The organism is Bacillus sp. AR2-1 (assembly GCF_008368755.1).
GTDB lineage: Bacteria > Bacillota > Bacilli > Bacillales > Bacillaceae_G > Bacillus_A > Bacillus_A wiedmannii.
In genome coordinates this window covers 1-24,077 of the sequence record NZ_QORY01000030.1, presented here as the reverse complement: position 1 = coordinate 24,077, position 24,077 = coordinate 1, and the positions used below count along the sequence as shown (strand labels likewise).

20 protein-coding genes and 1 pseudogene are annotated in these 24,077 nt (G+C 34.7%); 5 read left to right on the top strand and 16 right to left on the bottom strand.

The features are described from left to right. Positions 1 to 16: 16 nt before the first annotated feature. Together dhbA and DT250_RS27100 are read right to left on the bottom strand one after the other, a co-directional pair. Positions 17 to 802 carry a 2,3-dihydro-2,3-dihydroxybenzoate dehydrogenase gene (dhbA, locus tag DT250_RS27105; protein WP_149213986.1) on the bottom strand — a complete coding sequence of 262 codons (786 nt, stop codon included), beginning with the start codon at positions 800 to 802 and terminating at the stop codon, positions 17 to 19. Between the two features lie 647 nt (positions 803 to 1,449). Beyond that, on the bottom strand, positions 1,450 to 2,652 hold the full coding sequence (locus tag DT250_RS27100) for an L-lactate MFS transporter (protein ID WP_060488686.1): 1,203 nt from the start codon (positions 2,650 to 2,652) through the stop codon (positions 1,450 to 1,452). A 479-nt stretch (positions 2,653 to 3,131) separates the two neighbouring features. Here DT250_RS27100 and DT250_RS27090 point away from each other — a divergent pair, with 479 nt between their 5' ends. Next, positions 3,132 to 3,317 carry a YkvS family protein gene (locus DT250_RS27090; RefSeq protein ID WP_149213984.1) on the top strand — a complete coding sequence of 62 codons (186 nt, stop codon included), beginning with the start codon at positions 3,132 to 3,134 and terminating at the stop codon, positions 3,315 to 3,317. A 58-nt stretch (positions 3,318 to 3,375) separates the two neighbouring features. Here the strand turns inward: DT250_RS27090 and DT250_RS27085 are convergent, their stop codons facing one another. Beyond that, the gene (locus DT250_RS27085) at positions 3,376 to 3,675 is read right to left on the bottom strand and encodes an ArsR/SmtB family transcription factor (protein WP_000214798.1); all 300 of its coding nucleotides are present in this window, start codon (positions 3,673 to 3,675) and stop codon (positions 3,376 to 3,378) included. Positions 3,676 to 4,010: 335 nt separating this feature from the next. On the opposite strand from DT250_RS27085, the gene DT250_RS31855 reads away from it, so the two are divergent. Beyond that, complete coding sequence (locus DT250_RS31855) at positions 4,011 to 4,184, top strand: hypothetical protein (RefSeq protein ID WP_098122520.1); 174 nt, start codon at positions 4,011 to 4,013, stop codon at positions 4,182 to 4,184. Between the two features lie 123 nt (positions 4,185 to 4,307). On the opposite strand, the gene DT250_RS27080 is transcribed toward DT250_RS31855, so the two are convergent. The 4 genes from DT250_RS27080 to DT250_RS27065 form a co-directional block, all read right to left on the bottom strand. After that, positions 4,308 to 7,397 carry an AAA family ATPase gene (locus DT250_RS27080; protein ID WP_149213983.1) on the bottom strand — a complete coding sequence of 1,030 codons (3,090 nt, stop codon included), beginning with the start codon at positions 7,395 to 7,397 and terminating at the stop codon, positions 4,308 to 4,310. After that, on the bottom strand, positions 7,394 to 8,551 hold the full coding sequence (locus tag DT250_RS27075; protein WP_149213982.1) for an exonuclease SbcCD subunit D: 1,158 nt from the start codon (positions 8,549 to 8,551) through the stop codon (positions 7,394 to 7,396). Before DT250_RS27075 ends, DT250_RS27080 begins: the two co-directional genes overlap by 4 nt. A 15-nt stretch (positions 8,552 to 8,566) precedes the next feature. Next, positions 8,567 to 8,806: a DUF2584 family protein gene (locus tag DT250_RS27070; RefSeq protein ID WP_000667347.1), complete on the bottom strand. Its 240-nt coding sequence runs from the start codon at positions 8,804 to 8,806 to the stop codon at positions 8,567 to 8,569. Positions 8,807 to 8,989: 183 nt separating this feature from the next. Beyond that, on the bottom strand, positions 8,990 to 9,247 hold the full coding sequence (locus tag DT250_RS27065) for a hypothetical protein (protein WP_046955733.1): 258 nt from the start codon (positions 9,245 to 9,247) through the stop codon (positions 8,990 to 8,992). Positions 9,248 to 9,563: 316 nt separating this feature from the next. Between DT250_RS27065 and DT250_RS27060 the strand changes: the two genes are divergently transcribed. Together DT250_RS27060 and DT250_RS27055 are read left to right on the top strand one after the other, a co-directional pair. Beyond that, positions 9,564 to 10,619, top strand: a complete 1,056-nt coding sequence (locus DT250_RS27060; RefSeq protein ID WP_149213981.1) for an enoyl-CoA hydratase/isomerase family protein — start codon at positions 9,564 to 9,566, stop codon at positions 10,617 to 10,619. Positions 10,620 to 10,846: 227 nt separating this feature from the next. Continuing rightward, positions 10,847 to 11,479 (top strand): LysE family translocator, encoded by a 633-nt coding sequence (locus tag DT250_RS27055; protein ID WP_000572331.1) that lies wholly within the window; start codon positions 10,847 to 10,849, stop codon positions 11,477 to 11,479. A 71-nt stretch (positions 11,480 to 11,550) separates the two neighbouring features. Here the strand turns inward: DT250_RS27055 and DT250_RS27050 are convergent, their stop codons facing one another. The 8 genes and pseudogenes from DT250_RS27050 to DT250_RS27015 all read right to left on the bottom strand — a co-directional run bounded on the left by DT250_RS27050 (position 11,551) and on the right by DT250_RS27015 (position 21,203). Further along, complete coding sequence (locus DT250_RS27050) at positions 11,551 to 13,011, bottom strand: CoA-acylating methylmalonate-semialdehyde dehydrogenase (protein ID WP_149213980.1); 1,461 nt, start codon at positions 13,009 to 13,011, stop codon at positions 11,551 to 11,553. A 36-nt stretch (positions 13,012 to 13,047) separates the two neighbouring features. Continuing rightward, complete coding sequence (locus DT250_RS27045) at positions 13,048 to 13,938, bottom strand: NAD(P)-dependent oxidoreductase (RefSeq protein ID WP_149213979.1); 891 nt, start codon at positions 13,936 to 13,938, stop codon at positions 13,048 to 13,050. 16 nt (positions 13,939 to 13,954) lie between these two features. Next, the gene (locus DT250_RS27040) at positions 13,955 to 15,664 is read right to left on the bottom strand and encodes an acyl-CoA dehydrogenase family protein (protein WP_149213978.1); all 1,710 of its coding nucleotides are present in this window, start codon (positions 15,662 to 15,664) and stop codon (positions 13,955 to 13,957) included. Positions 15,665 to 15,818: 154 nt separating this feature from the next. Then, positions 15,819 to 16,727 carry a methylisocitrate lyase gene (gene prpB, locus DT250_RS27035; protein ID WP_149213977.1) on the bottom strand — a complete coding sequence of 303 codons (909 nt, stop codon included), beginning with the start codon at positions 16,725 to 16,727 and terminating at the stop codon, positions 15,819 to 15,821. 18 nt (positions 16,728 to 16,745) lie between these two features. Next, the gene (prpD, locus tag DT250_RS27030; RefSeq protein WP_149213976.1) at positions 16,746 to 18,182 is read right to left on the bottom strand and encodes a 2-methylcitrate dehydratase; all 1,437 of its coding nucleotides are present in this window, start codon (positions 18,180 to 18,182) and stop codon (positions 16,746 to 16,748) included. Between the two features lie 98 nt (positions 18,183 to 18,280). Beyond that, complete coding sequence (mmgD, locus tag DT250_RS27025; protein WP_002108333.1) at positions 18,281 to 19,402, bottom strand: citrate synthase; 1,122 nt, start codon at positions 19,400 to 19,402, stop codon at positions 18,281 to 18,283. 396 nt (positions 19,403 to 19,798) lie between these two features. Further along, a pseudogene (locus tag DT250_RS27020) lies at positions 19,799 to 19,989 on the bottom strand (hypothetical protein); the annotation flags it as partial. A gap of 68 nt (positions 19,990 to 20,057) precedes the next feature. Further along, positions 20,058 to 21,203 carry an MFS transporter gene (locus DT250_RS27015; RefSeq protein ID WP_088122049.1) on the bottom strand — a complete coding sequence of 382 codons (1,146 nt, stop codon included), beginning with the start codon at positions 21,201 to 21,203 and terminating at the stop codon, positions 20,058 to 20,060. A 237-nt stretch (positions 21,204 to 21,440) separates the two neighbouring features. Here DT250_RS27015 and DT250_RS27010 point away from each other — a divergent pair, with 237 nt between their 5' ends. Further along, on the top strand, positions 21,441 to 21,722 hold the full coding sequence (locus DT250_RS27010) for a hypothetical protein (protein WP_046955727.1): 282 nt from the start codon (positions 21,441 to 21,443) through the stop codon (positions 21,720 to 21,722). A gap of 72 nt (positions 21,723 to 21,794) precedes the next feature. Here the strand turns inward: DT250_RS27010 and DT250_RS27005 are convergent. After that, positions 21,795 to 24,077, bottom strand: a 2,283-nt coding sequence (locus DT250_RS27005) for a transglycosylase domain-containing protein (protein WP_149213975.1), incomplete at its 5' end; no start/stop codon positions are given.

The following is a 24,077-nucleotide window of genomic DNA, read 5'->3' as shown; positions in this document are numbered from 1 at the left end:
CCTCCTGAATTTTTTATTAAACTCCTAATGTAGCTCCGCCATCGACACATAAATTGTGCATTGTAATATGACTCGCTTTATCAGAGGCTAAAAACAATACTGCTTCAGCAATTTCTGAAGGTTGTGCGATTTTTTGTAACGGAATACCGAGTCTATATGTATTTTGAGAACCAGCAATTATATTTTCAGCTCCATTCTCATCAGCCCATAATAATCTTTGCATTTCAGTTTCAGTAGAACCTGGAGAAACTGAGTTACAGCGAATATTGTATGCTGCAAGTTCTAACCCTAAACATTTCATAAACATCGTCGTTGCAGCTTTTGATGCAGCATACGCAGCCATCTCCATTCTCGGAGTATTTGCCGCATTTGAGCCAACTGTAACAATTGCCCCTGACTTTCTTTGCATCATATATTTACTTACTGCTCGGCACATATAGAAAACTCCTGTAGAATTTACAGAGAATGTTTTATTCCAATCTTCATCACTTAAAGAGTTAATCGCTCCCATACGTAAAACCCCTGCAACATTTACTAATATATCTATCGGTGCTATATCATTTTCAATCCGTTCTACTACTTCTTCAACAGCGGCACTATCACTCACATCTAAACGAAACGTTTTCACACGTGTTTCATTTAATTCATTTTGATTTAAGAGTACGTTTAACCCCTCTTCAGTTTGATCAGCCCCAATAACTGTAGCTCCTCTTTCTAAAAACATGTTTGCTACAACACTACCTATACCTTGCGCTGCACCAGTTACTAAAACCGTTTTCCCATCAAATTCCCCTATGTTCATTTCCTCTATCCTTTCATATAAAAATTAATCCAGTTTAACATCATTAATGATAACGATTTTCATTATCACTGATAATGTAAAAAATAATACACTTACTAAACTAATTGGTCAAGTGTACTTTTTGATCAAAATATTATTCATTGATAATGTTTTTCATTTAACATTCTTACACCTAAATGATAATCTTTCTCAATAAACTTGTCAACCTATTTTTATTTTTCAGATAAAATATTTTAATGATTCTCAACACAATTACATCTAAAAGCATTAATAAGTACTTACATTACACATTTAATTCATACTCCTCTTTTTAAACTTGTAGAAGACTAACTGTAGATACCTTCATTTACAAAGCCTTATCAAAAAACCAAGTATATATTTTCTCAACATTTTTCTGAAAATACCGAGAAAATATATCTTGCAATTACTGATGTATGTCTTGTTTATAATTTAAGATTTAATACGTATTTCGAATATGATGTATCATTTTTTGATATTCCAATATAATCCAAACAGGTATTTCACTCACTTTTTTGTCTCGAAAAATCCCAAATATTATATAACCTCGTTACAATCATTCATAAAAAAAGCACCCTATTTAATAGGATGCTTTTTCGTATTTATAGTGTGATAGAAGATTTATATACTTATGCTACGCTGCGATACTCTTCTTCTTGTTCTTTTTTCTGCTTAGGTGCTTGAATTAAAATTGCGATAACAAATGATACGACACATAATACACCGATCACCATGAAGGTTGGTTTGAATCCACCTAGAAGTGCACCGATAAAGGAACCTGCAAGTGCTCCAAATCCAAATCCTTGATACACAATTCCGTAGTTCTTACTATGGTTTTTCATACCGTAGAAATCACCAACGATAGCTGGGAAAATAGTGATATTTCCACCAAAGCAAAACGCTACGCTTGCTACACATACGAAGTAGATACCATAATTTAAATCTACGAAACTTAAAACCAAGACTGAAGCTGCCATAACAACAAATGTACCAGTAACGATTTTTAAACGGCCGATTTTATCTGATAACGGTCCTAAAATAATACGACCTAATGTATTGAAGATTGCAACCATAGCCACCGCATTAGCTGCTGTCGCTGCGCTAAGCCCTACAAGTTGAACACCGATGTCTTTTACCATACCAATTAAGTATAAGCCACTCATACATGATGTAAATAACATAATAAATAATAAGTATACTTGTTTTGTGCCTAACATTTCTTTCGTTGTATATTCCTGAGTTTTTGTTTCATGGACTGCTCCTTGATCTGCAGCTTGATGGATTAAACAAGCGCCAATTACAATCATAGCTGTAACAATTAAACCCCAGTATATAAACGCTTGTGATACACCAACTGATTCAATTAACTGTGCGTTAACATATTTAAAGATTAAGCTACCCGAACCATATGCAGAGACAGAAATACCAGCAATTAAACCTTTACGCTTTGGAAACCACTTTATTAAATTGGATAGTGAAGTGATATATGCTGTACCATCTGCATAACCTACAACAACCCCTGCTAGTACATAAAGCAATATTAATGAGGAAGCTTGTGAACTAAGTATTAATCCTAGTCCTAATGCTAGTCCAGCTATCATAATAAGTTTACGAAGTCCCCATTTTTCTTGCAATTTACTCGCAAATAAAGTCGAAAACGCTAAGGAAAGACTAGTAATTGAGAAAGTTATAGCAACTGCGTTAAGACTCCAACCGTATTTACTAACTAAAGGCTGATTAAATAAACTCCATGTATAAATCGTTCCAAGCCCCATTTGTACGATGACTGTGCCAAGTACAACTAGCCATGGATTAACATTTGATTTTTTCATACCTTTCTGCCTCCTCTTTCTATTTCAATGCTGTTCGCTAAATTTACTTTTTTTATGTTCATATTGACCACCTCTTTTGATTTAACACCTTCATTGTATAAGATGTCACCACTTATGTAAGCACTTACAAGACAGGGCGTCAAAAATATGGAATCAGTTACAGAAAACGAAGGACGAAATACAAAAAACGAATTATTAAATACGTAAATAGTTATTATCATGTTTTGCATCCATACGACTTACAGCTGTTTTATCATCTTCTTTTATAAAAATTATGTCTCAAGTTATATGATGGCTAGATTACAAAAATTCGATTTTCCTATACAACAAAAAAACTATTTTTACACTATAGTGCACTTTATTTTTTATAAAATAAAAAATATTTTATTGATAAACAAAACTAAATATTCACTAATATATCTATACGTGGTTTAATATATATAATAAAAAAATATTTCTGTCTTTAATGAGGAGGTACTATGAAAGCAAACGTAGGGGATACTATACTTTTTCAACGAAATAATTTAAAGATTACAGGATCTGTATTAAAACTTTATACTGAATCGGTCTTAGTTGAAATTACAAATGTAAGCAGTGGTACTTTTGAATTTGATCGAACGATTGTAAATCATAAAAACTATAAAATTTTAAATACGAATACATAAAACAACAAAAAATAGCCCCTGCTCACCAGCAGCGGCTATTTTATATGAAAATACTTCATTAGTTTATATATCCTAAAACACTTACAATCTTACTCGCTTTTAAATTATTAATATGATAATAAATTTCTAAGCCCCTTCTCTCAGCTCGTAACACTTTACCTTTCATTTTTGATAAATGTTGCGAAACAGTCGATTGTGGAATATTTAGTAATTCTGTTAATTGCGTTACATTACATGTTTTTCTCGTACTTAATTCATTTACAATTTGTAATCGGATTGGGTGAGCCATAATTTTTAAAATATCTACATCTTCTTCTGAAACTAAACTTTTTCTCATTTCACTCGTATATGTTGTCATAAGACATTCCCCTTTTATATGAATTCCTCTTATTTAGATCTATTTCCAAAATATTTAAAACTCCGATGTGAAACCTTTATATAAAAATAATAGAATTTTAAATTTTTAAAAACAGAACGAAATACAATTCACTTTATTTATTTATTTGGTACATATACATAATACAATGTTAATATGTGCTCTATGTGAAGTTAGCATATATTTATAATGAAGATTTTTCAAACACTTCACATCTAACTATATACTTCCTCATAACACTATCCAGTGATTTTAACATATTTTAGGCGTTTGTATATACTATCTACAAAATAAATGTTGTTTAAGGGGGATTTCAAATGCCAACAGTGCTACAAGAAGAAGTTGAAGAAGCGCGTGAAACGTATGTCAGTCGTATCATATTAGTTAGTGGATCAGCTTTATTTTTAGTAGGTGGTGTTATATCCGCAATTTCGGCTTTTAAAGCTTATAATCGTTTGGAAAATACACCGCCTTCTCCAGATAACTCGTAGGTGAATTGTTTTATATTGAATAACAAACAAATGCTACCTCTATTAAGAGATGGCATTTGTTTTATCATAAGTTCTATACTAGAAACCCGCAAAGAATGCTTTAAGTATGAATTACACTTGAACTTACTTCACCACAAACCGAGTCTGACTACACCCATCCTTCTGCTTCGTTACTTCTAACACAGCCGGCATTGCGTTTTTCAGCTCTTGAACGTGTGATATAACACCGATAAATCGGCCTGATTTTTGTAAGTCAATTAAGGCGTCTACTGCTTTTGTTAATGACTCCTCATCTAATGAACCAAAACCTTCGTCGATAAACATCGTTTCGATGGAAATACCGCCTTCATACGATTGAATGACGTCTGCCATTCCAAGCGCTAAGCAAAGTGAGGCATTAAATTTCTCACCGCCAGATAATGTTTTTACATCGCGTGTTTGGCCAGTATATGCGTCGTATACATCTAATCCTAATCCACTTTGACGATTGCGCTTTTCAACTCGTTCACTTCGTTTTAAATAAAATTGTCCATTTGATAATTTACGTAATCGTTCGTTTGCAATTTGAACAATTTGTTCTAAATACTCTATTAAGATGTAACGTTCAAATGATATACGGCTTTCGTTATCACCTTTCATTACTTCATATAAATCAACAAGTTCTTGGAAAGCTTTTTCTTCCTCATGAATTTGTTCATCAATTCGTCTAATGTTTTCATGTAAATCAGAAATATATGTTACCGTAGTTTGCGCACGTTGGCGTTTTTCTTTTATTATATCGAGATTAATTTGTAATTCTGTTATGTGTTCACCTAACGCCGTAATATCCATGTACTCTTTATCTTTTAATTCAGCATGTAACTCTTCAATTTGTTTTGCAAGCACTTCAAGAGATGAATAATAACTTTGAATTTCTTTTTGTAACATCTCCATCTCAATATCATTTAATTTAGCTTCTTTATACGTGGATTGATCTATAAATCCGCTCTGTTCAAGCTCTTTCATAAAGCGCGTAAACGTCTCTTCTTTCTTCAATTTTGTACTTTCAAATTGATTAGAAGCACTTTCCTGTTCTGCTTGAATACGTATATTTTCATTTTGCCAATGTTGATACGCTTCCTGTACTTTCTTCCATTCGTCTTCCATTAATCTGAGTTCATGTATAGCTTGGTCAAACTGAATTCTCCAAGCTTGTACTGTTTGTAAGTTATCTGGAATATTTTTCTTGTCATGTTCATATGACGTACGAAGCTGCATACACTCCATTTCTGTACGGTGCTGTACTATTTCTACCTCACGCTTTTGTTTCTGAAGTGCATCTACTTTTTCTTCTACACTCTTTATATTCACAGCAGTTTGCTTACGCGTTTCTTCACTTGCTTTTAGCGTATTTACTTCAGTTGCTAATTGTTTTCCTTTTTGAACAAGTGCACTGTATGTTTCAACTAATTCCTCTGAGCGATAGCCTCGCTTCTTAACCTCTTCTATTACCTGTTCATATTGTAGGTGATAGAAATTCCATTTCTCCTCTAATTGAACATGTAATTTTTCAGCAACATTTTTCTTTTCTCTTAAATCATTTAACTCTTTTTCATCGATCGCATCACTTTGCTCTGTAGCTTTTTTCGGATGGTTCGTACTACCACATACTGGACAAGATTCGCCATCATGTAGATGGAGAGCTAATATACCAGCTTGTTCACTTAACCAGCGACGTTCCATATTTTCATATGCGTTAACTGCCAATCGCATCTTATTATATGCCGCTTCTTTTTCTTTCTCGAATTTTTGCTTTTCTTGCCAAACATCATATGCTTGCTTTAAAACTTTGGCATCTTCTCGCATATTCGTTAGTTCTTCTACTTTAGCTACATATTGCTCAAGTGCTCGTTCTAATTGCTGTAATTCATCAGACATTAGCTGTTTTTGATTTGTATGCTCATCTAATTGTCGATCTAAGTTTTGCATACTTTCTTTTAATTTCCCTATTTGAATTTCTGCATTTTGTAAATTCAACTGTTTCTCAGCTAATGATGCAATAATCGGTTGTAACTCTTCTAATCTTTGAACAAGTTTTTTTGCATTTTCTCTCTCAGGTTCTTTATTCTTTACCGCTTCATATTTCTCCTGAGCAAGTTCAAAGCTTTTCGTTACATTTTCTTTTTTAGCGATTATTTGTTTTAATAAACTTTCAGCCTTCTGCTCATTTTGCATTGCTTCTTCGTACCATTGTTCAAATGGTAATAAGCGCTTCGCTTCTTCCGCACGTTTAAAAGATTTTTCTTTCATTTCAATAACGGTACGATTTTCTTGTAAAGTGTTATATTTCTCATTCTTTTGTTGTAAATCTATAAATTTCTCATTTATAGATTTCGCTGCATGAAAACGTATTTCAGCATCCTTTAATTGCTTCGCTTGAACATCTTGTTCTACTTGTAATTGCTCAACCTCTGCCTTATACACATCTGTTTCTTGTTCTAATGCTTCTACTACTTGATGCGTGTTTACATGTTCTTGTTCCACCAATGTCTCTAATAATGCTCCATCACGGATTGGTAATTTGAAAACATTACGGAAGTATAGCTCTCGCTCTTTCTGTTTTTCTTGTAAAACGTCTTTCCATTGTTTTCGTTTTTGATCAAGTAACTCACGCATTAACTTATAACGATCCGTTTTAAAAATACGACGTAAAATTTCTTCTTTGTTTTCTGTCTCAGATGTTAATAGTTTTCGGAATTCCCCTTGTGGTAACATAACAATTTGGCTAAATTGATGTTTACTTAAACCAATTAAATCTTCCACTTTTTTATTTACATCCGTTACATGGAAACGATCAACAGCTGGAACATTCTCTTCATCAATCACTTCATATAGTTCTACTGCATGTCCCGTAATTGTCTTGTTCCCTTGTTTTTTATGTCCAAGTTGTCGTTTTATTTCATAACGTTTCCCTTTTAACTGAAAGGTTAGTTCTACACTTGTATACATATTATCATCCGCAAATTGACTGCGAAGCATGCTCGTATCACTACGTTCTTCTCCGCTTGCCTCACCATATAACACATAACAAATCGCATCAAAAATCGTTGTCTTTCCAGCTCCTGTATTCCCAGAAATGGTGAAAATACGATGATCTCCAAGATCATTAAAATCGATTACTTCTTTCTGTTTATATGGCCCAAATGCTGTCATAATTAGTTGAATCGGTCTCATCCTCGTTCACCTTCCCGTTCTTGCACTGTTTGTAGTACTTCTACAAATAGACGTTCTTTCTCTTCTGATAAATCTAAGCCTTTCATTTCTTTATAAAAAGCCTTTAATAACGATAAATCATCCGTTTTATGTCTTGAAACAGTTACTTCATTTGACTCTGTGAACTCTCGTCTTTGAATAGATCTTTCAACATGCATTGCATTTGGATATACAGATCGTATTTTTTCCATTGGCTGCAAGACAGGATTTTCATCTAATAATTTTACAAACACATAATCTTCACTTACTGGATGTTGTAATAATTCATCTATTTTCGCTTCTACTGTTCGCATTTTACGACGTGGTGCAAGTAACCTTTTTTCAATTGTTGCTTCACCTTGCTCGTCCAGTTCCACAATATAATATCCTTTTTTATGTTTTTCTTCAGAAATAGAATATGCAAGTGGAGAACCTGAATATCGAATTGTCTCATTACGTACAAAATGCGCTTGATGTAAATGTCCAAGCGCTGTGTAATGAAACTTATCAAAATAATGACTATTTACGTATTCAGCACCACCAATTGAAAGTGGTCGTTCTGCATCACTTGTATTCTCTTCCGCTTCTCCCGCAGAAGTTACAAATGCATGACCAACAAATACGTGTCTTGCTTCTTTATCCATTGTTTTAGAAAGCTCATTCATAAAAATACGCATCGCATCATCATGAGAACGTACATCTTCGTTTTTCAAAACATGTCTAACTATGCTTGGATCCGCATATGGAACGAGATGGAAGTGAACCTCGCCATATTCATCATTTAATATAATTGGCTCATATGGAAATTGAAATTGTCCCACAATAAATAATCCTTGTTTCTTCATTAAACTACTTCCAAAATGAATACGATCTGGACTATCATGGTTTCCTGCAACCGCAATAACTGGTGTTTGTAAATCAATGACTATTTTTTGTAAAACATCATTTAATAAGTCTACTGCTTCCGTAGGTGGAATTGCTCGGTCATATAAATCCCCTGCAATAATTACGGCATCTGGTTTTTCTTCTTCAACAGCTTGTACAAACTGATTTAATACAATCTTTTGATCTTCAGTCATATACACGCCATGAACGAGCTTTCCTAAATGCCAATCCGCTGTATGAAATAACTTCATAGTTTCCTGCTCCTTTTAATTTACTGATTTTAGTGATACGAGTTGATAGTTTATTGTAGTTTTTCCGTTTTCCCACTCTAACTTTTGTATCATTGCACTACCAATTCTTTCTTCATTTGATTTATATAAAGGCAATATTTCTTGAACTGTAAATAAGTGATAACCATCCAATTTTAATTGAAATATGTTTTCTTCTATATGTAATCTTACTTCTTTTTCATTTGAAATAATTTTTGTGTGCATCTCAAATTTCATGACAGATACAACCCCTTTTTCTAATCTCTACACTATTAATAGTATATTGGCTATGCAAGATTGACAAGTAAATACACGGCAAAGTACACACTTTTCTACCGCTATATGTTTTTTATTTTTATATATAATACGGTATGTGAAATTTTATTTATTGTAAAAATAAAAATGTCTAATGTGACATCTTTATTTTTGTATAAAGTCTTTCATTACATAATATAAAACTGTAATGAAAACGATCGCTACAAAAAATGAAAATACTGCGATAATGTACCCATCCTTATTTAATAAAATGCAAAAAGAAATAGATATGATAAAAATCGGAAATACAAGTCGTACTTTATCCTTCACTTCCTCTGTCGTATCTGTATGATGAAAATACTGCGTTATCCCTATCATTAAAGAAGACAAAATAATCACCGACAATAGTAAAGGTCCTGGCATTCCGATTTCTCCTTTCTCTATTTCTAATGAAAAGCAATTTTTCTTTCATCATAATCACTTCAAATACTCTTTTTGAAGTAATTATGCACAATTTACACATATATAATAGCGTGTTTATCATGATAATTTCAAATAATTACAATTACAGTAATGTTGTAATATTCATTTTCAACCTTCAAAATCCTGCAAATATAACTCGTCAAAATATGCAGTGTCGAAATTAACACGCACCGTCAAGTTTAGACAAAATTTATAAAGGACATTTCAGTACGTATCAAGAATTAAGAATAAGAAGATATGTAAGGGAGGATGAATTATGACTGAACACGTTTTATTTTCTGTTAGCGAAAACGGCGTTGCATCAATTACTTTAAACCGCCCAAAAGCACTTAATTCTTTATCTTATGACATGTTGCAACCAATTGGGCAAAAACTGAAAGAGTGGGAAAATGATGAGCGAATTGCGCTTATCGTATTAAAAGGAGCTGGCACAAAAGGTTTTTGTGCAGGCGGCGACATTAAAACTCTTTATGAAGCGCGTTCAAATGAAACTGCATTGCAGCATGCGGAACGTTTTTTTGAAGAAGAGTATGAAATTGATACATATATTTATCAATATAAAAAACCGATCATCGCTTGTTTAGATGGAATTGTAATGGGCGGTGGTGTCGGTCTTACAAATGGTGCGAAATATCGAATTGTAACTGAGCGTACGAAATGGGCAATGCCAGAGATGAATATCGGCTTCTTCCCAGATGTCGGTGCTGCTTATTTCTTAAATAAAGCTCCAGGGTTTGCTGGCCGCTATGTTGCTTTAACAGCATCTGTTTTAAAAGCTTCTGACGTATTATTTATAAACGCTGCTGATTACTTTATGACATCTGATTCATTACCAATTTTCCTTACTGAACTTGAAAGTGTAAATTGGCATAAACAAGATGATGTACATACTAATTTAAAAGAAGTCATTCGTACATTTGCAACTGCTCCAAACTTAGAAAGCGAGCTTTCTACTTCATTAGAAGAAATTAATTCACATTTTGCATTCGATACAATTGAAGAGATCACCGATTCATTGGAGAAAGCTCAAAGTTCCTTTGCTTTAAAAACAAAAGAAACGCTATTATCAAAATCCCCTATTTCATTAAAAGTAACTTTAAAACAGTTTATTGATGGACAAGATAAATCCGTTGAAGAATGTTTTGCTACCGACCTTGTACTTGCTAAAAATTTCATGAGACATGAAGATTTCTTCGAAGGAGTACGATCCGTTGTCGTTGATAAAGATCAAAATCCGAATTATAAATATAAGCAATTAAGTGATGTTTCAGAAGAAGATGTAAATCGGTTCTTTAACTTACTTAATGCATAATAAGGTGAAACATTAATCAGTGAGGGTTCATTACCCGCTTATTATTAGCCCTCACCGATCGTCCGGTCATGCGGGATAAAATTGAGGCTATATAGTAGTGGAATTTCACTACTATATAGCCTCTTTCTCATTTAATAATTTTTAATAAAATTTAATTTTATTAAATCAAAAATGTGTGCTACACTATTTTTAATCAAATATTCTAAAAATAAAAAGGAGGAGCAACTATGATTGAAAATTATTTTCTTTTCATCATTATGTCTATTTGTCTTATTATTTTACCCGGTCCTGATACTGCAATGGCGACGAAAAATACATTGGTTGCCGGTAAGGTCGGTGGAGTGAAAACAGTGTTCGGTACATGTGTTGCACTTTTAATTCATACTTTAGCAGCAGTAATCGGACTTTCCGCAATTATTGTAAAGTCAGCTCTTTTATTTTCTATTTTCAAGTACGTTGGAGCTCTGTATTTAATTTATATTGGCATTAAAGCCCTTTTAGCGGTAAGAAACAAAGAAGGCTTTGATACGAACGATATATCTTTAAATAATGAAGATGAACACACTTCTTGCTTTCGCCAAGGGTTTCTTACGAATTTATTAAACCCTAAAGTTGCAGTCTTCTTTTTAACCTTTTTACCTCAATTTTTAAATCCAAATCATAATACGTTTATTCAACTTCTCGTAATGGGTCTTACTTACCTCGTATTAACAGTTATTTGGTTCGCTTTTTATATATTTTTAATTGATAAAATTAGTGCTTTTATGAAAAAACCGAGGACGCAACGTTATATTCAAGGCTTAACAGGAATCGTCTTAATTGGTTTTGGTATTAAACTAGCTTTTGAAAAAAATAATTAACAAGACGAAAAACACCACATCTTCAGAGTGGTGTTTTTCATTTAACAACTGTTTTGGCTGTTTACTCTCTATTAAAACCAGCGCTCTGTTACAACTTTTTTACGTGTATAGAATTGAACACCATCTGTACCATTTGTACCTAAATCACCAAAGAATGAAGCTTTATTTCCTGCAAATGCGAAAAATGCCATTGGTGCTGGAACGTTTACGTTTACACCGATCATACCAGCATCGATATTATCACGGAACGTTTGTGCATGTTTACCATTTGACGTATAAATAACCGCGCCATTTGCAAATTTAGATTGATTTGTTAATTTAATACCTTCTTCTAAATCTTTAACTCGTACAATGCTTAATACTGGAGCAAAAATTTCATCTTGCCAAATTTTCATTTCTTGATTTACACCATCAAAGATTGTCGCACCTACAAAGTAACCTTCTCCAACTTCTTCCTTAATTTTGCGACCATCAACTAATAAAGTTGCTCCATCTGCTACACCGCTATTAATATAGCCTAATACGCGCTCTTTATGAGATTCACGAATTAATGGTCCAACATAATTATCTTCGTGGAAACCGTCACCTACTTTTAACTTCTTCGTCTCTGCTACTAGTACGTCGATGAATTTATCAGCAATTTCATCAACTACTGCTACTACTGAACATGCCATGCAGCGCTCTCCACTACTTGCGAATGCAGATCCAATTACACCTTGCACTGTTTTCTCAAGATTGCAATCTGGCATTACAATCGCATGGTTTTTCGCACCAGCTAGCGCTTGTACACGTTTCCCATGTTTTGTACCTGTTTCATATACGTAACGAGCTACTGGCTCAGAGCCAACGAACGAAACAGCTTGAATATCTTTACTTTCTAAAATGCTATTTACAACATCTTTTCCGCCTTGTACTAAATTTAATACCCCTTTTGGAAAACCAGATTCATAGAATAACTCTACAAGTCGCTCTGCTAAAAGTGGCGTTCTTTCCGATGTTTTTAATACGAACGTATTACCGCAAGCAATTGCAAGTGGGAACATCCATAATGGAATCATCATTGGGAAGTTAAACGGTGTAATACCAGCAACAACTCCAATTGGGTAGCGCCAAATCGATCCATCAATGCCGCTAGCAATATTCGGAAGAGCTTGTCCCATCATTAAATTTGGTGCTGATGTTGCAAGTTCTACCGCTTCAATCCCGCGCTGCACTTCACCAGTTGCATCCGTTAATGTTTTACCATTTTCTAGCGTAATGATTTTTGCAAGCTCTTCTTTATTTTCTTGTAAAAGCTGTAAATATTTATACAATTGTCTTGAACGATTCGGAACTGGTACTTTAGACCATGTTTCGTATGCTGCTTTTGCCGCTTCAACAGCTTTTTCAACATCTTCTTTCGGAGATAGCGGAACGTAAGCGATAATTTTTCCAGTCGCCGGATTCGGAACTGCTTCTACTTCTGTACCAGTAGATTCTACCCACTCACCATTAATATGATTTTTTACTCGTTTAATTTCAGTTGTAATCATTATATTCTCTCCTTTTTTATGATGTATATAAGTCTATTATTTTTGGTTAGAAATTAACTGTTCACTAACTTTCTTATATAAAGCAGCCATATCGTTTTCACCATATCCTGCCTCACTTGCTTCTTCATATACGTTTAATAGCATTTCGCTTACTGGTAAGTGAAGTTCGCTTTCTTTCGCTAAATCTACTGCAAATCCTAAATCTTTCTTTAATAAATTCACAGTAAAGCCTGGATCGTAGTTTTCAGTTGCAATGAAACTTTTATAATTACGCTCATAAATTCTACTTTGACCGTAACTTACATTTAAAATATCAAACATTTTATCTAAATCCATATTATTCTTTTTCGCTAATGTTAAAGCTTCACTCACACCAGCTGTATAAAAACCAATTAATAGGTTATTAATTAATTTAACTGTTGTGCCACTATCAATCTGCTCACTAACATGGAAAACATTCGCGCCTAGTACGCCCATGATAGATTCCGTTTTCTCATATACTTCTTTCGATCCACCAACCATAAACGTTAATGTACGGTTTTCGGCTCCAATTACCCCACCACTAACAGGTGCTGCTAAAAAGTCTACTTTCTTTTCCTTTGCAGCTTCCTCTAACTGTTTGTTTAATTGTGGAGATACAGTACTTGTATCAATTAAAACTACATTCGAGTGGCTATTTTCAAACAATCCTTCTTCCCCAAAATACACCGCTTCAACAGCGCGAGGTGAAGGTAAACTTGTAAAAATCACATCGCATGTTTCTGCTAGTTTTGAGATTGATATGCCAATAACTCCTCCTTCATTTTCAAAGGAAGCTTCAGCCTCTTTATTTAAATCCACACCGTATACTGTGTAACTTGATTTAACTAAATTTTTAGACATTGGAAGACCCATGTTACCTAAACCGATAAAGCCAATCTTTTTCATATCGCTTTCCTCCTATTTACACAATATACTTTCCGCGATTTATAATAGCTTTCGCAATTTCTCTCTTTTTCGTAAACACGTTCGTGTATAAAGGCACTAATAATTGACGAATTTCAGCTAAAATTACGTGTCTATCTTGTTCTTCTGTGACAGCCGCTGAAAGTATAGAAATCGCCGCTTCTTCTACTTTACGATAGCCTTCTTCACAAATAACGTCAGTTATCATTTGTTTCGTACGCTCTTTCTCTTCACCATTTTTACTAATTGCTTTACTCGTACGTAAAAATGCTGATTCCATGACGTACACGTCCGTTAACATATTTGATAATACACGTGAATATTCTTGTTCTTGGTCAATTTTTAACCCTGGAGTTTTAGAGAGCGTTTTCAAAGATTGTTTCAACAATTTTTTCGCTAATAAAATGTAACGATGGTTTCTTTCAACATTTGCTACATCAATCTCTACTTCAGTATCTTCAATTCGTTCCATTTGCTTCATTAACATTTTAGCAACTGTTAATCTATTAATTTCGTTTGTTCCTTCAAAAATACGACTAATTCTAGCGTCACGATATAATCGTTCTACCTCGTACTCTTGCATATAACCGTAACCACCATGAATTTGTACAGCTTCATCTACGATATGACCAAGTGTTTCAGATGCATTTACTTTATTAAGTGCACATTCAATTGCAAATTGAGACATTTTCTTCATAAGATCTTCATCACTCTCATGAATTGCTTCATCAATTACACCTGCTGTACGGTAGGCTGCACTTTCTGCTCCATATGTAGCAATGATCATATTTGCAATTTTCTCTTGAATCATCGTAAAATCTACTAATTCCGTTTGGAACTGTTTTCGCTCTTTTCCATATTGAACCGACAAACCAATTGCTTGTTTTGCTGTTCCAATATTTCCAAAAGCCAGCTTTAGTCTAGCGAAGTTAAGAATATTAAGAGCTACGTGATGCCCTTTTCCAACTTCCCCTAAAACATTTTGAGCAGGGATGACAACATCTTCTAAAATTAGGGTAGCCGTTGAAGAACCTTTAATCCCCATTTTCTTTTCTTCTAGTCCAATGGATACACCTTCACATGTTCTTTCGACAATAAATGCTGTCATTCCTTTATTTGTCTTCGCAAAAACAACGTATACATCTGCCATATGAGCATTTGTAATCCACTGCTTCTCACCATTTAACTTCCAAGCAGTACCATCTTCATTTAATACTGCACTTGTTTTTGCACTTAAAGCATCAGAACCAGCATTTGGCTCAGTTAAAGCATAAGCCCCAATCCATTCTCCAGACGCAATTTTCGGCAAATATTTTTCTTTTTGTTCTTTCGTTCCGTAATATATGTAAGGCAATGTACCTACACCAGCGTGTATATTAAAGGAAACACTAAATGCACCAGCGTATCCCATTTTTTCTGCTACAAGCCCTGAAACTGCCTTTCCTAACTCAAATCCGCCGTACTCTTCTGGGACTTCGATACTTAATAATCCAAGTTCTCCAGCTTTCTCAAATAATTGACGAGAAATTTTATAGTTATGTTGTTCTATATTCTCCATTTGTGGAATAATTTCTTGTTTAACGAATTGTTCTGTCGTTTTTGCGATTAAATCTTCATCTCCTGAAAAATCTTCTGGCGTAAAGAAAGTATAATTCACATCTTTATTAAGTGAAAAAAATTCATCCCACGGTAACTTTGTTTTCTCCATCTGAATCCCCCTATCATTTCGGCCTTACTTGCTACTACGTATGCTCGTCTACGATGAGTGGAATTTCTTATTTTTGAAAACAGAAGGCGATGAATTTTCACATCAAGCAGTTCGTTTTGCCAAAGATGTATTCTCATCGCCTTAGTTGTTTTATCTATTGATCCTCTGATAATACTGTTTTTGCAATTCCAGTATCTAATTCTTCAAAGTCATGATATGAAATTGTTTCATATAACTCACTTCTCGTTTGCATACTTGAAAGTGCATCTTTTTGAGAACCTGTTTCCTTAATTAAAGTAAACACATTCTCATAGGCTTTCGCTGCAACACGAAGTGAAGTTACAGGATAAATAACCATTTGGAAGCCCATATTCGCAAATTCCTCTGCACTATAATACGGCGTTTTCCCGAACTCAGTCATATTCGCAAGTAAAGGCGCATTTACTTTACTATTAAATAGACGGAACTCTTCTTCTGATTGAAGCGCTTCAGGGAATATCGCATCTGCACCTGCTTTTACATAGGCGTTCGCTCTTTCAATCGCTTCATCTAAGCCTTCTACACCACGAGCATCTGTACGTGCCACAATATATAAACTTGGCGCAACTTCTTTAATCGCTTTAATCTTTTGAACTAATTCTTCTGTAGTAACGAGTTTCTTACCATTTAAATGTCCACATTTCTTCGGTAATTGTTGATCTTCAATTTGAACAGCCGCAACTTTTGCTTCCACCATTTCTACTGCTGTTCTCGCTACGTTTAATACACCGCCAAATCCTGTATCAATATCAACAAGAACTGGTAAATCTGTAGCTCTTACTAGATCTCTTGCTCTTTCTGCTACTTCAGTAGACGTCACGATTCCTAAATCTGGTAGACCTTTACTTGCAGTATAAGCAGCTCCCGATAAATATAAAGCTGAAAAACCTGTATTTTTCGCAACAAGAGCAGCCATTGCATCATGAGCACCTGGAATTTGCAAAATCCCATTTGCTTCTACTAAAGCTTGGAAGCGATTCGCAAGCTCCTCTTGTGTTGACTGTTTATTCACAACCCAAGCCATTCTAAATTCCCCCTATTATTAATTTAAGAATAGATCTACAAATTCGTTTACATTCATATTTTCTAGTTTTTCTTCATTTAGACAAACTTCATGAATTTGTTCTTGTTGCTTACTAGAATAATGACCTGCCATATTTGCAGTGAATTTTTGAACAACTTTTGGAATTGCTTCGTCTCTACGGAAACGGTGACCAAGTGGATATTCACATTCCACATTTTCTGTTACAGTGCCATCCTTGAAATGAACTTGAACAGCGTTGGCGATTGAGCGCTTGTTCGGGTCAAGGTAATCTAAACTGTACTGTTTGTTTTCAACAACAACCATCTTATTACGTAATTCATCTACACGTGGATTATTTGCTACTACATCCTCATAATCATCCGCAACGATATCTCCTTTTAATAAACCGATTGCCGTAATGTATTGTAAGCAATGATCACGATCAGCTGGGTTATTTAATGGACCTTCTTTATCGATAATACGAATTGCTGATTCATGAGTTGTAATTGTAATACGGTCAATTTCATCTAATCTTTCTTTAATTTCTGGATGTAATTTCACAGCACACTCTGCAGCTGTTTGTGCATGGAATTCTGCTGGATATGAAACTTTAAATAATACATTTTCCATTACATAAGACTCTAATGGTCTTGCTAACTTTAATTCTTGTTTATTGAATAATACATCTTGGAATCCCCAGCCTGGTGCAGATAATGCTGTTGGATATCCCATTTCACCTTTTAGAGCAGTCATTGCAAGATGAACACCGCGGCTTGTTGCATCACCTGCTGCCCATGATTTACGTGAGCCTGTATTTGGTGCATGACGATATGTACGAAGACTAGAATTATCAATCCATGCATGTGATAATGCATTAAAGATTTCTTCACGTGTTCCGCCGAGCATTTTTGCAACTACAGCAGTTGTTGCTATTTTTACGTATAATACGTGGTCAAGACCGACGCGGTTTAAGCTATTTTCTAAAGCAAGTACACCTTGAATTTCATGTGCTTTAATCATCATTTCTAATACTTCACGTACTTTTAATGGTTCTTTTCCTTCTGAGATACGAACACGGCTAATATAATCTGCAACTGCTAAAATTCCGCCTAAGTTATCAGATGGATGTCCCCACTCTGCTGCAAGCCAAGTATCGTTATAGTCTAACCAACGGATCATACATCCGATATTAAATGCACCTTTCACTGGATCAAGCACATATGACGTACCTGGTACACGTGTACCATTTGGCACGATTGTTCCTGGTACAACTGGTCCTAGTAATTTCGTACACTCTGGATATTGTAGTGCTAAAATTCCGCATCCAATTGTATCAAGTAATACGTAGCGAGCAGTACTGAATGCTTCTGCGCTAGTTACCTCTTTATTTAATACATAATCCGCAATTTCTTCTAATAATGCATCTTTTTGTTTAATTTCATTTGTTTTAATCATACTATTCTTCCCTTTCTGTCGAAAATTCGTTATTATTAATGATGGGTGTCGGTCAAACACCCATCTAGCGGGCGGCACTAACAACTCCCCAGTTGTTCTTATTTACTAAGTACATGTCGCTCGCCAACATAATTTACACGTGGACGGAACAATCGATTGTTCGCATGTTGCTCAATTACGTGCGCACATAGTCCCACTGTTCTAGAGCTAAAGAAGATTGGTGTGTAAAGTTGAATTGGAATACCAAGCATCCAATATACTGGAGCTGCATAATAATCAAGGTTCGGATAAATTCCTTTTTCCTTCTCCATAATCTTTTCTCCAGCTTCACACATTTCATATAGTGTATAATCACCTTTTACATCACATAACTGCTTCAAAGCTTCCTTCATCATGAGTGCTCTTGGATCCATCTTCTTCATGTACACACGATGTCCAAAGCCCATAATTTTTTCTTTGTTATATAATTTCTTCTGTAACAACTCTTCAAACTTCTCAACATTACCAGCTTCTAACAGCATGTACATAACCGCTTCGTTTGCACCACCGTGTAAGCTACCTTTTAAAGATGCAACTGCACCTGTTAAAGCACCATATAAGTCCGATTGCGTTGATGCAATAACGCGCGCTGTAAATGTAGAGTTTGGCATTTCATGTTCACTATATAAAACAAGGGAACGATCAAAGATCTTCTCCTCAAGTTCAGTTGGTTTTTTACCTGTTAACATATAGAAGAAATTCGCGCTATATGATAATTCTTGAAGAGGCTGAATTGGCTCTTCATTATTTAAAATATGATAGCTATTCGCTACAATGTTTGGTACTTTGCTCAATAATTTGTACCCGCGGCTTTTGTTTACTTCTAACGAGCGGTTTTCGATATCATTATCGTAACCAGCTAATGCGGACACACCTGTACGCAATCCATCCATCGGGTGCGTTTCTTTCGGTAATGCCTTTAATACGTTGAATACACCTTCTGGTACCGCGTATTCTTCTTTTAATTTCTTTTCGAGTTTTGCTTTTTCATCCTCATTTGGTAGATGTTCTTCCAATAAAAGGTGCACAATGTCTAAATACTCTTTTGTTTTTGAGAGTTCGATTAAATCATACCCTTGAATTACAATTTCACCTTTCACTGTGTCAAGAAACGAAATTTTCGTCTCCGCTGCCACTATACCATCTAATCCCGGGGAAAATTTTTCTTCAGCTTTCATCATTATTTCCTCCAATCCTAATAGATCTTCGTGCACATAACTGTAAGCCTTTACAAAATCGTGAAACTACATTTCTATTTCAATGTATCAGAGTTTTTAGAAGATTTCAATTTATTTTATAATGATAAGTTTCCTATACTTTTACCGATGTAACAATACAATTTTCCAAAAATAATTTTCACATTTTATAAAGAAAGGACTGACTTCTTTATGCATCTTATTAAAACAAAATATAAGGATGACTCAGAAAATCCCACAGAATATATCATTCAACCATTTTTTTAAAGAAAATAAAAAAAACGAGCTGTACACATATACAACTCGTTTCTACATGATATTTATTTCACTATCTCATCAATATAATTCTTATATAAAACTTATTTATTTTTAAAAAAGTTATTATTTCACATAATTAAATTGAATTTCTTCCGTTTCCTCATAGTAACATTTAACTAAATGATAGTTTTTAAAGTACCAAAGATTATAAACATCTCCCAAAATAGAATGACTTCTTTCTCAGCTGACACGATTTCCCCATCTGATTTCTCAGAAACTATCCCTAAAGAATAGTCCGGCTGAATTGAACTATTATTATGTTATCCTTTAACCATTGTAAATCGTTAAGTTCAATTGAAATTTTCATCTATGTTACTCCCGTTTACGCAAATTCTTTTTTACCTAATCGCTGTTTTACAAAAATGACAAAAATAATGAAAGCGATTAGTCCTGAAATTGCACTACCTGCAAATAAAATACGGTAACCAAACATTTGCGAAACAACTCCAAGTAAAATCGCACCAAGTCCAATCCCTAAATCAAATGCGGTAAAGAATGAAGCGTTAGCAACTCCTCTTTTACTCGGATCAACAATTGTAAGCATCGCTGCTTGTAATGCGGGCTGTGCTGAACCGAATCCAACACCGTATAATGCAGCTGCGATAACTACCCCTATTAAACTATTTGAAATCGTTAATACAACTATCGCGATAATCGTAATACATAGTGCCGGGAGTATGATAAATTCTTCTCCATACTTATCTAATAGTTTTCCTGAAATTGGTCTTACAATCGTTAAAGCAACTGCATATACAAGAAAGAATGTCCCAGGATTCACATCGATTGAAGATGCAAATAGCGGTAAAAACGTCGTAATTCCTCCATATGCAAATGACAAAAAGAAAACTACAATTGTAATGGATAGAACCGATTTTTCAAACAACTGCATTTTCCCTTTTTCTTTTTGTGGTGTGAATGGCATTTTCGTCATGAACGATAATAGGACTGCCATAAAGGATAAAAGAGTTGCCAACAAGAATAGGCCGTGAAATGAATAATGTTGTACAACCGATAATCCAATCATTGGGCCGATTGCCATTGCAATTGTCATAGCCATCCCGTACCAACCCATACCTTCACCACGGCGTGAATCTGGAATAATATCAGTTATCGCTGTTCCAACAGCTGTTGTAGAAACAGCCCATGTCACCCCATGAATAACCCGTAAAACAGCTAAAAGAACAATAGTCGATGCTAAATTATAAGAATACATCGTTATCCCAAAAAAGACGAGTCCGAAAATAATAAAAGATCTTCTCCCATATTGATCTAACATTCCTCCGATAATCGGTCGTATTACAACTGCTGCTATTGTAAACATTCCCATCATAAGTCCAACTTGTGATTCATTGCCGCCTATCTCTTTAATAAAGAGCGGGAGCGTTGGTACAAGTAAATAAAATCCTGTAAATAAAAATAACATTGCGAAAGTCATTTGAATAAATGATTTCGTCCATAATCGTTCCATTAAAATCCCTCCATAAACACGTATATTCTTGCAATTAACACCTCCATTTTACATTTTCTTAGTCCCTTTTCCCTCCGTAAATAGACGTAACTTTTTATAATAAATGGTCCACCATCAATATAAATTGGTCTTACAACTTTATAAGTATACATTAGCCTAAAGTCCTATCTATATGTACCTTTATACGCGTGAAAAGAATATACTATTTTATTATCACAACTTAGGAGTGATTATGTTATGTGGGTATCTTCAAGAGTAACAGCCGTCGTTCCTTCGACTCCTGGGATACACGTTCCAGCCGTTCATACAGCTAGTTCCGATGTAGGAATTGAACTTCCTGCAACTTGGCAACAATATCAAATTCCAGGTCAAGTTACTCCCTCATTTTGGCATCATGGCGCACATCCAAGTAGTACCACCTTTCAAAGCCAAAGTTATCCTCCATTACCTCAGGCTCAAGTTTTTTATCATTTCCCTTCCATTTATTTTCAAAATTTCTATGGTACTTTTAACATTTAAACGAAAAAAGCACTTAAGATTTGTAATGTTTACAAATCTTAAGTGCTTTTTAATATTATTCATAAAATTTTCTTATTGCCCATTATTAGCAGGAGCCTCTCCTGTATTCCCACCAGTATCTGGTTGTGTGGTCGCTGGTGGCGTTGTATTTCCTTGACCCCCTCCATTATTTGCTGGAGGTGTCGTATTTCCTTGGCCTCCTCCATTATTCGCTGGAGGTGTTGTATTTCCTTGGCCTCCTCCGTTATTCGCTGGAGGTGGTGTTCCTTGGCCTCCTCCATTATTTGCTGGAGGTGTTGTATTTCCTTGGCCTCCTCCGTTATTCGCTGGAGGTGTCGTTCCTTGGCCATTTCCATTATTTTGTTCATTTTGTTTCTTTTCTTCTTCTTGTTTCTTTTGCTCTTCTAGTTTCTTTTGCTCTTCTTGCTTCTTAAGATCCTCTTGTTTCTTAAGATCCTCTTGTTTCTTTTCTTCTTCTTGTTTCTTTAATTCTTCTTGCTTTTTCTCTTCTTCAGTTTTTTGCTGTTGATCTTGTTTTGGTTGTTCCGTTGTATCCGGTACGCTCGTATTTGGAGAAGAATCACGTTTTTCCCCTTTTATACGTAGCTCACTACCTTCTTGAATTACACTACTTGGCATTTTAAATCTTGATTTATCTGTAGCCATCTCGCTCATCATTTCTTTAAAGATCAACTGTGCAATTTTCGTATTTTTACTACTAATATACTCGTCTTTACCATCTTTCATATACCCAGTCCATACTGCCATCGTATATTGCGGCGTATAACCTGCAAACCAACTATCACGAGTTGCACTTTCTGGAATTTTATATTGAGCTAATTGTTTTGAAGCATAGTTTGTTGTACCTGTTTTTCCAGCTACATCTAAAGAACTTATATTTGCCGCTGTACCAGTACCTGATGTCACTACTGAACGAAGCATATCAGTAATCATATATGCTGTAGAGTCAGCTATAACTTGTTTTGGTTTTTGCTCAAAACTTTGTGACTTGCCGTCTGGATAAACTATTTTCTTAACAAAATGCGGTTTTGCATACTTTCCACCATTTCCAAATGTCGCATAAGCACCCGCCATTTCAGTTGGTGATACTTCGTTTGTACCAATAGCTGTAGATTCTGCCAGCGGTTTATTAAATGTAATACCTAATTTCTCAGAGAATTCCTTTGATTTATTAAGTCCTACTTCTTTTGCAGTTTTAACTGCTGGAACGTTACGTGACATTTTTAACGCTTCACGCATAGTAATTGGGCCTAAATGACTTCTGTCCGCATTTCGAAGTTCTTGTCCAGTTGAATATTTAAATGGAGAATCATCAATTTGATGATACGTAGCCCATTTTAAGTATTCAATTGCAGGACCGTAATCAAAGATTGGCTTCATCGTCGAACCAGCTGCACGATCTAATTCAATTGCCATATTATGCCCTTTAAATACTGCTTTATTTTCACCGCGTCCACTACCTATAGCACGAACCTCACCTGTTTTCGTATCCATAAATGTGAAAGCACCTTGGAATTTATCATTTGGATAATTAATAATATTTGTATTTAAAATATTATCAGCTAATTTCTGTGCTTTTGGATCCAAAGTTGTATGAATTTCTAAACCATCTGAGCCAATATTAGCATCGGGCAATTCTTTTTCTACTTCTTTCACAACTGCATCCATAAATGCAGGATATGGCATTGCTTGAAGTTCAGTTGCAGGTTTAAGACCATCCGTTACTGAAACTTTCGATGCTTCTTCCATTTCTGCTTTTGTAATATAACCATGTCGATTCATTAATTTTAGTACAACATCTCTTCTTTCTGTTGCTCTTTGAACATTTTCTGGTTTCGATGGATCATAGTTATTTGGTGCTTTCGGTAACCCTGCAAGCATCGCAACTTCTGGTAATGTTAAATCTTTCAATTCTTTACCATAGTAGTTTTGTGCTGCTGTTGCGATACCATATGAACGGTTTCCTAAATTAATTTTATTTAAATACATTTCTAAAATTTCATGTTTTGAATACTGTTGTTCTAGCTTATACGCTAAATATATTTCTTGAACCTTACGTTTTGATGTTTTTTCCATCGATAAGAAGTAGTTTTTAATAACCTGCTGTGTTATCGTACTTCCACCTTGTGAACCGTAATCTCCTTTAAGACTCACCAAAACAGCACGGGCAGTACCTTTAAAGTCTACTCCACTATGCTCATAAAAACGTGCATCTTCAGTTGCTAAAAATGCATTTTCTACTAATTTAGGAATTTGATCATACGTAACATTCGTCCGTTTTTCTTTCCCGTATTCATATACCAAATCGCCATTTTTATCATAAATTTTTGAGGA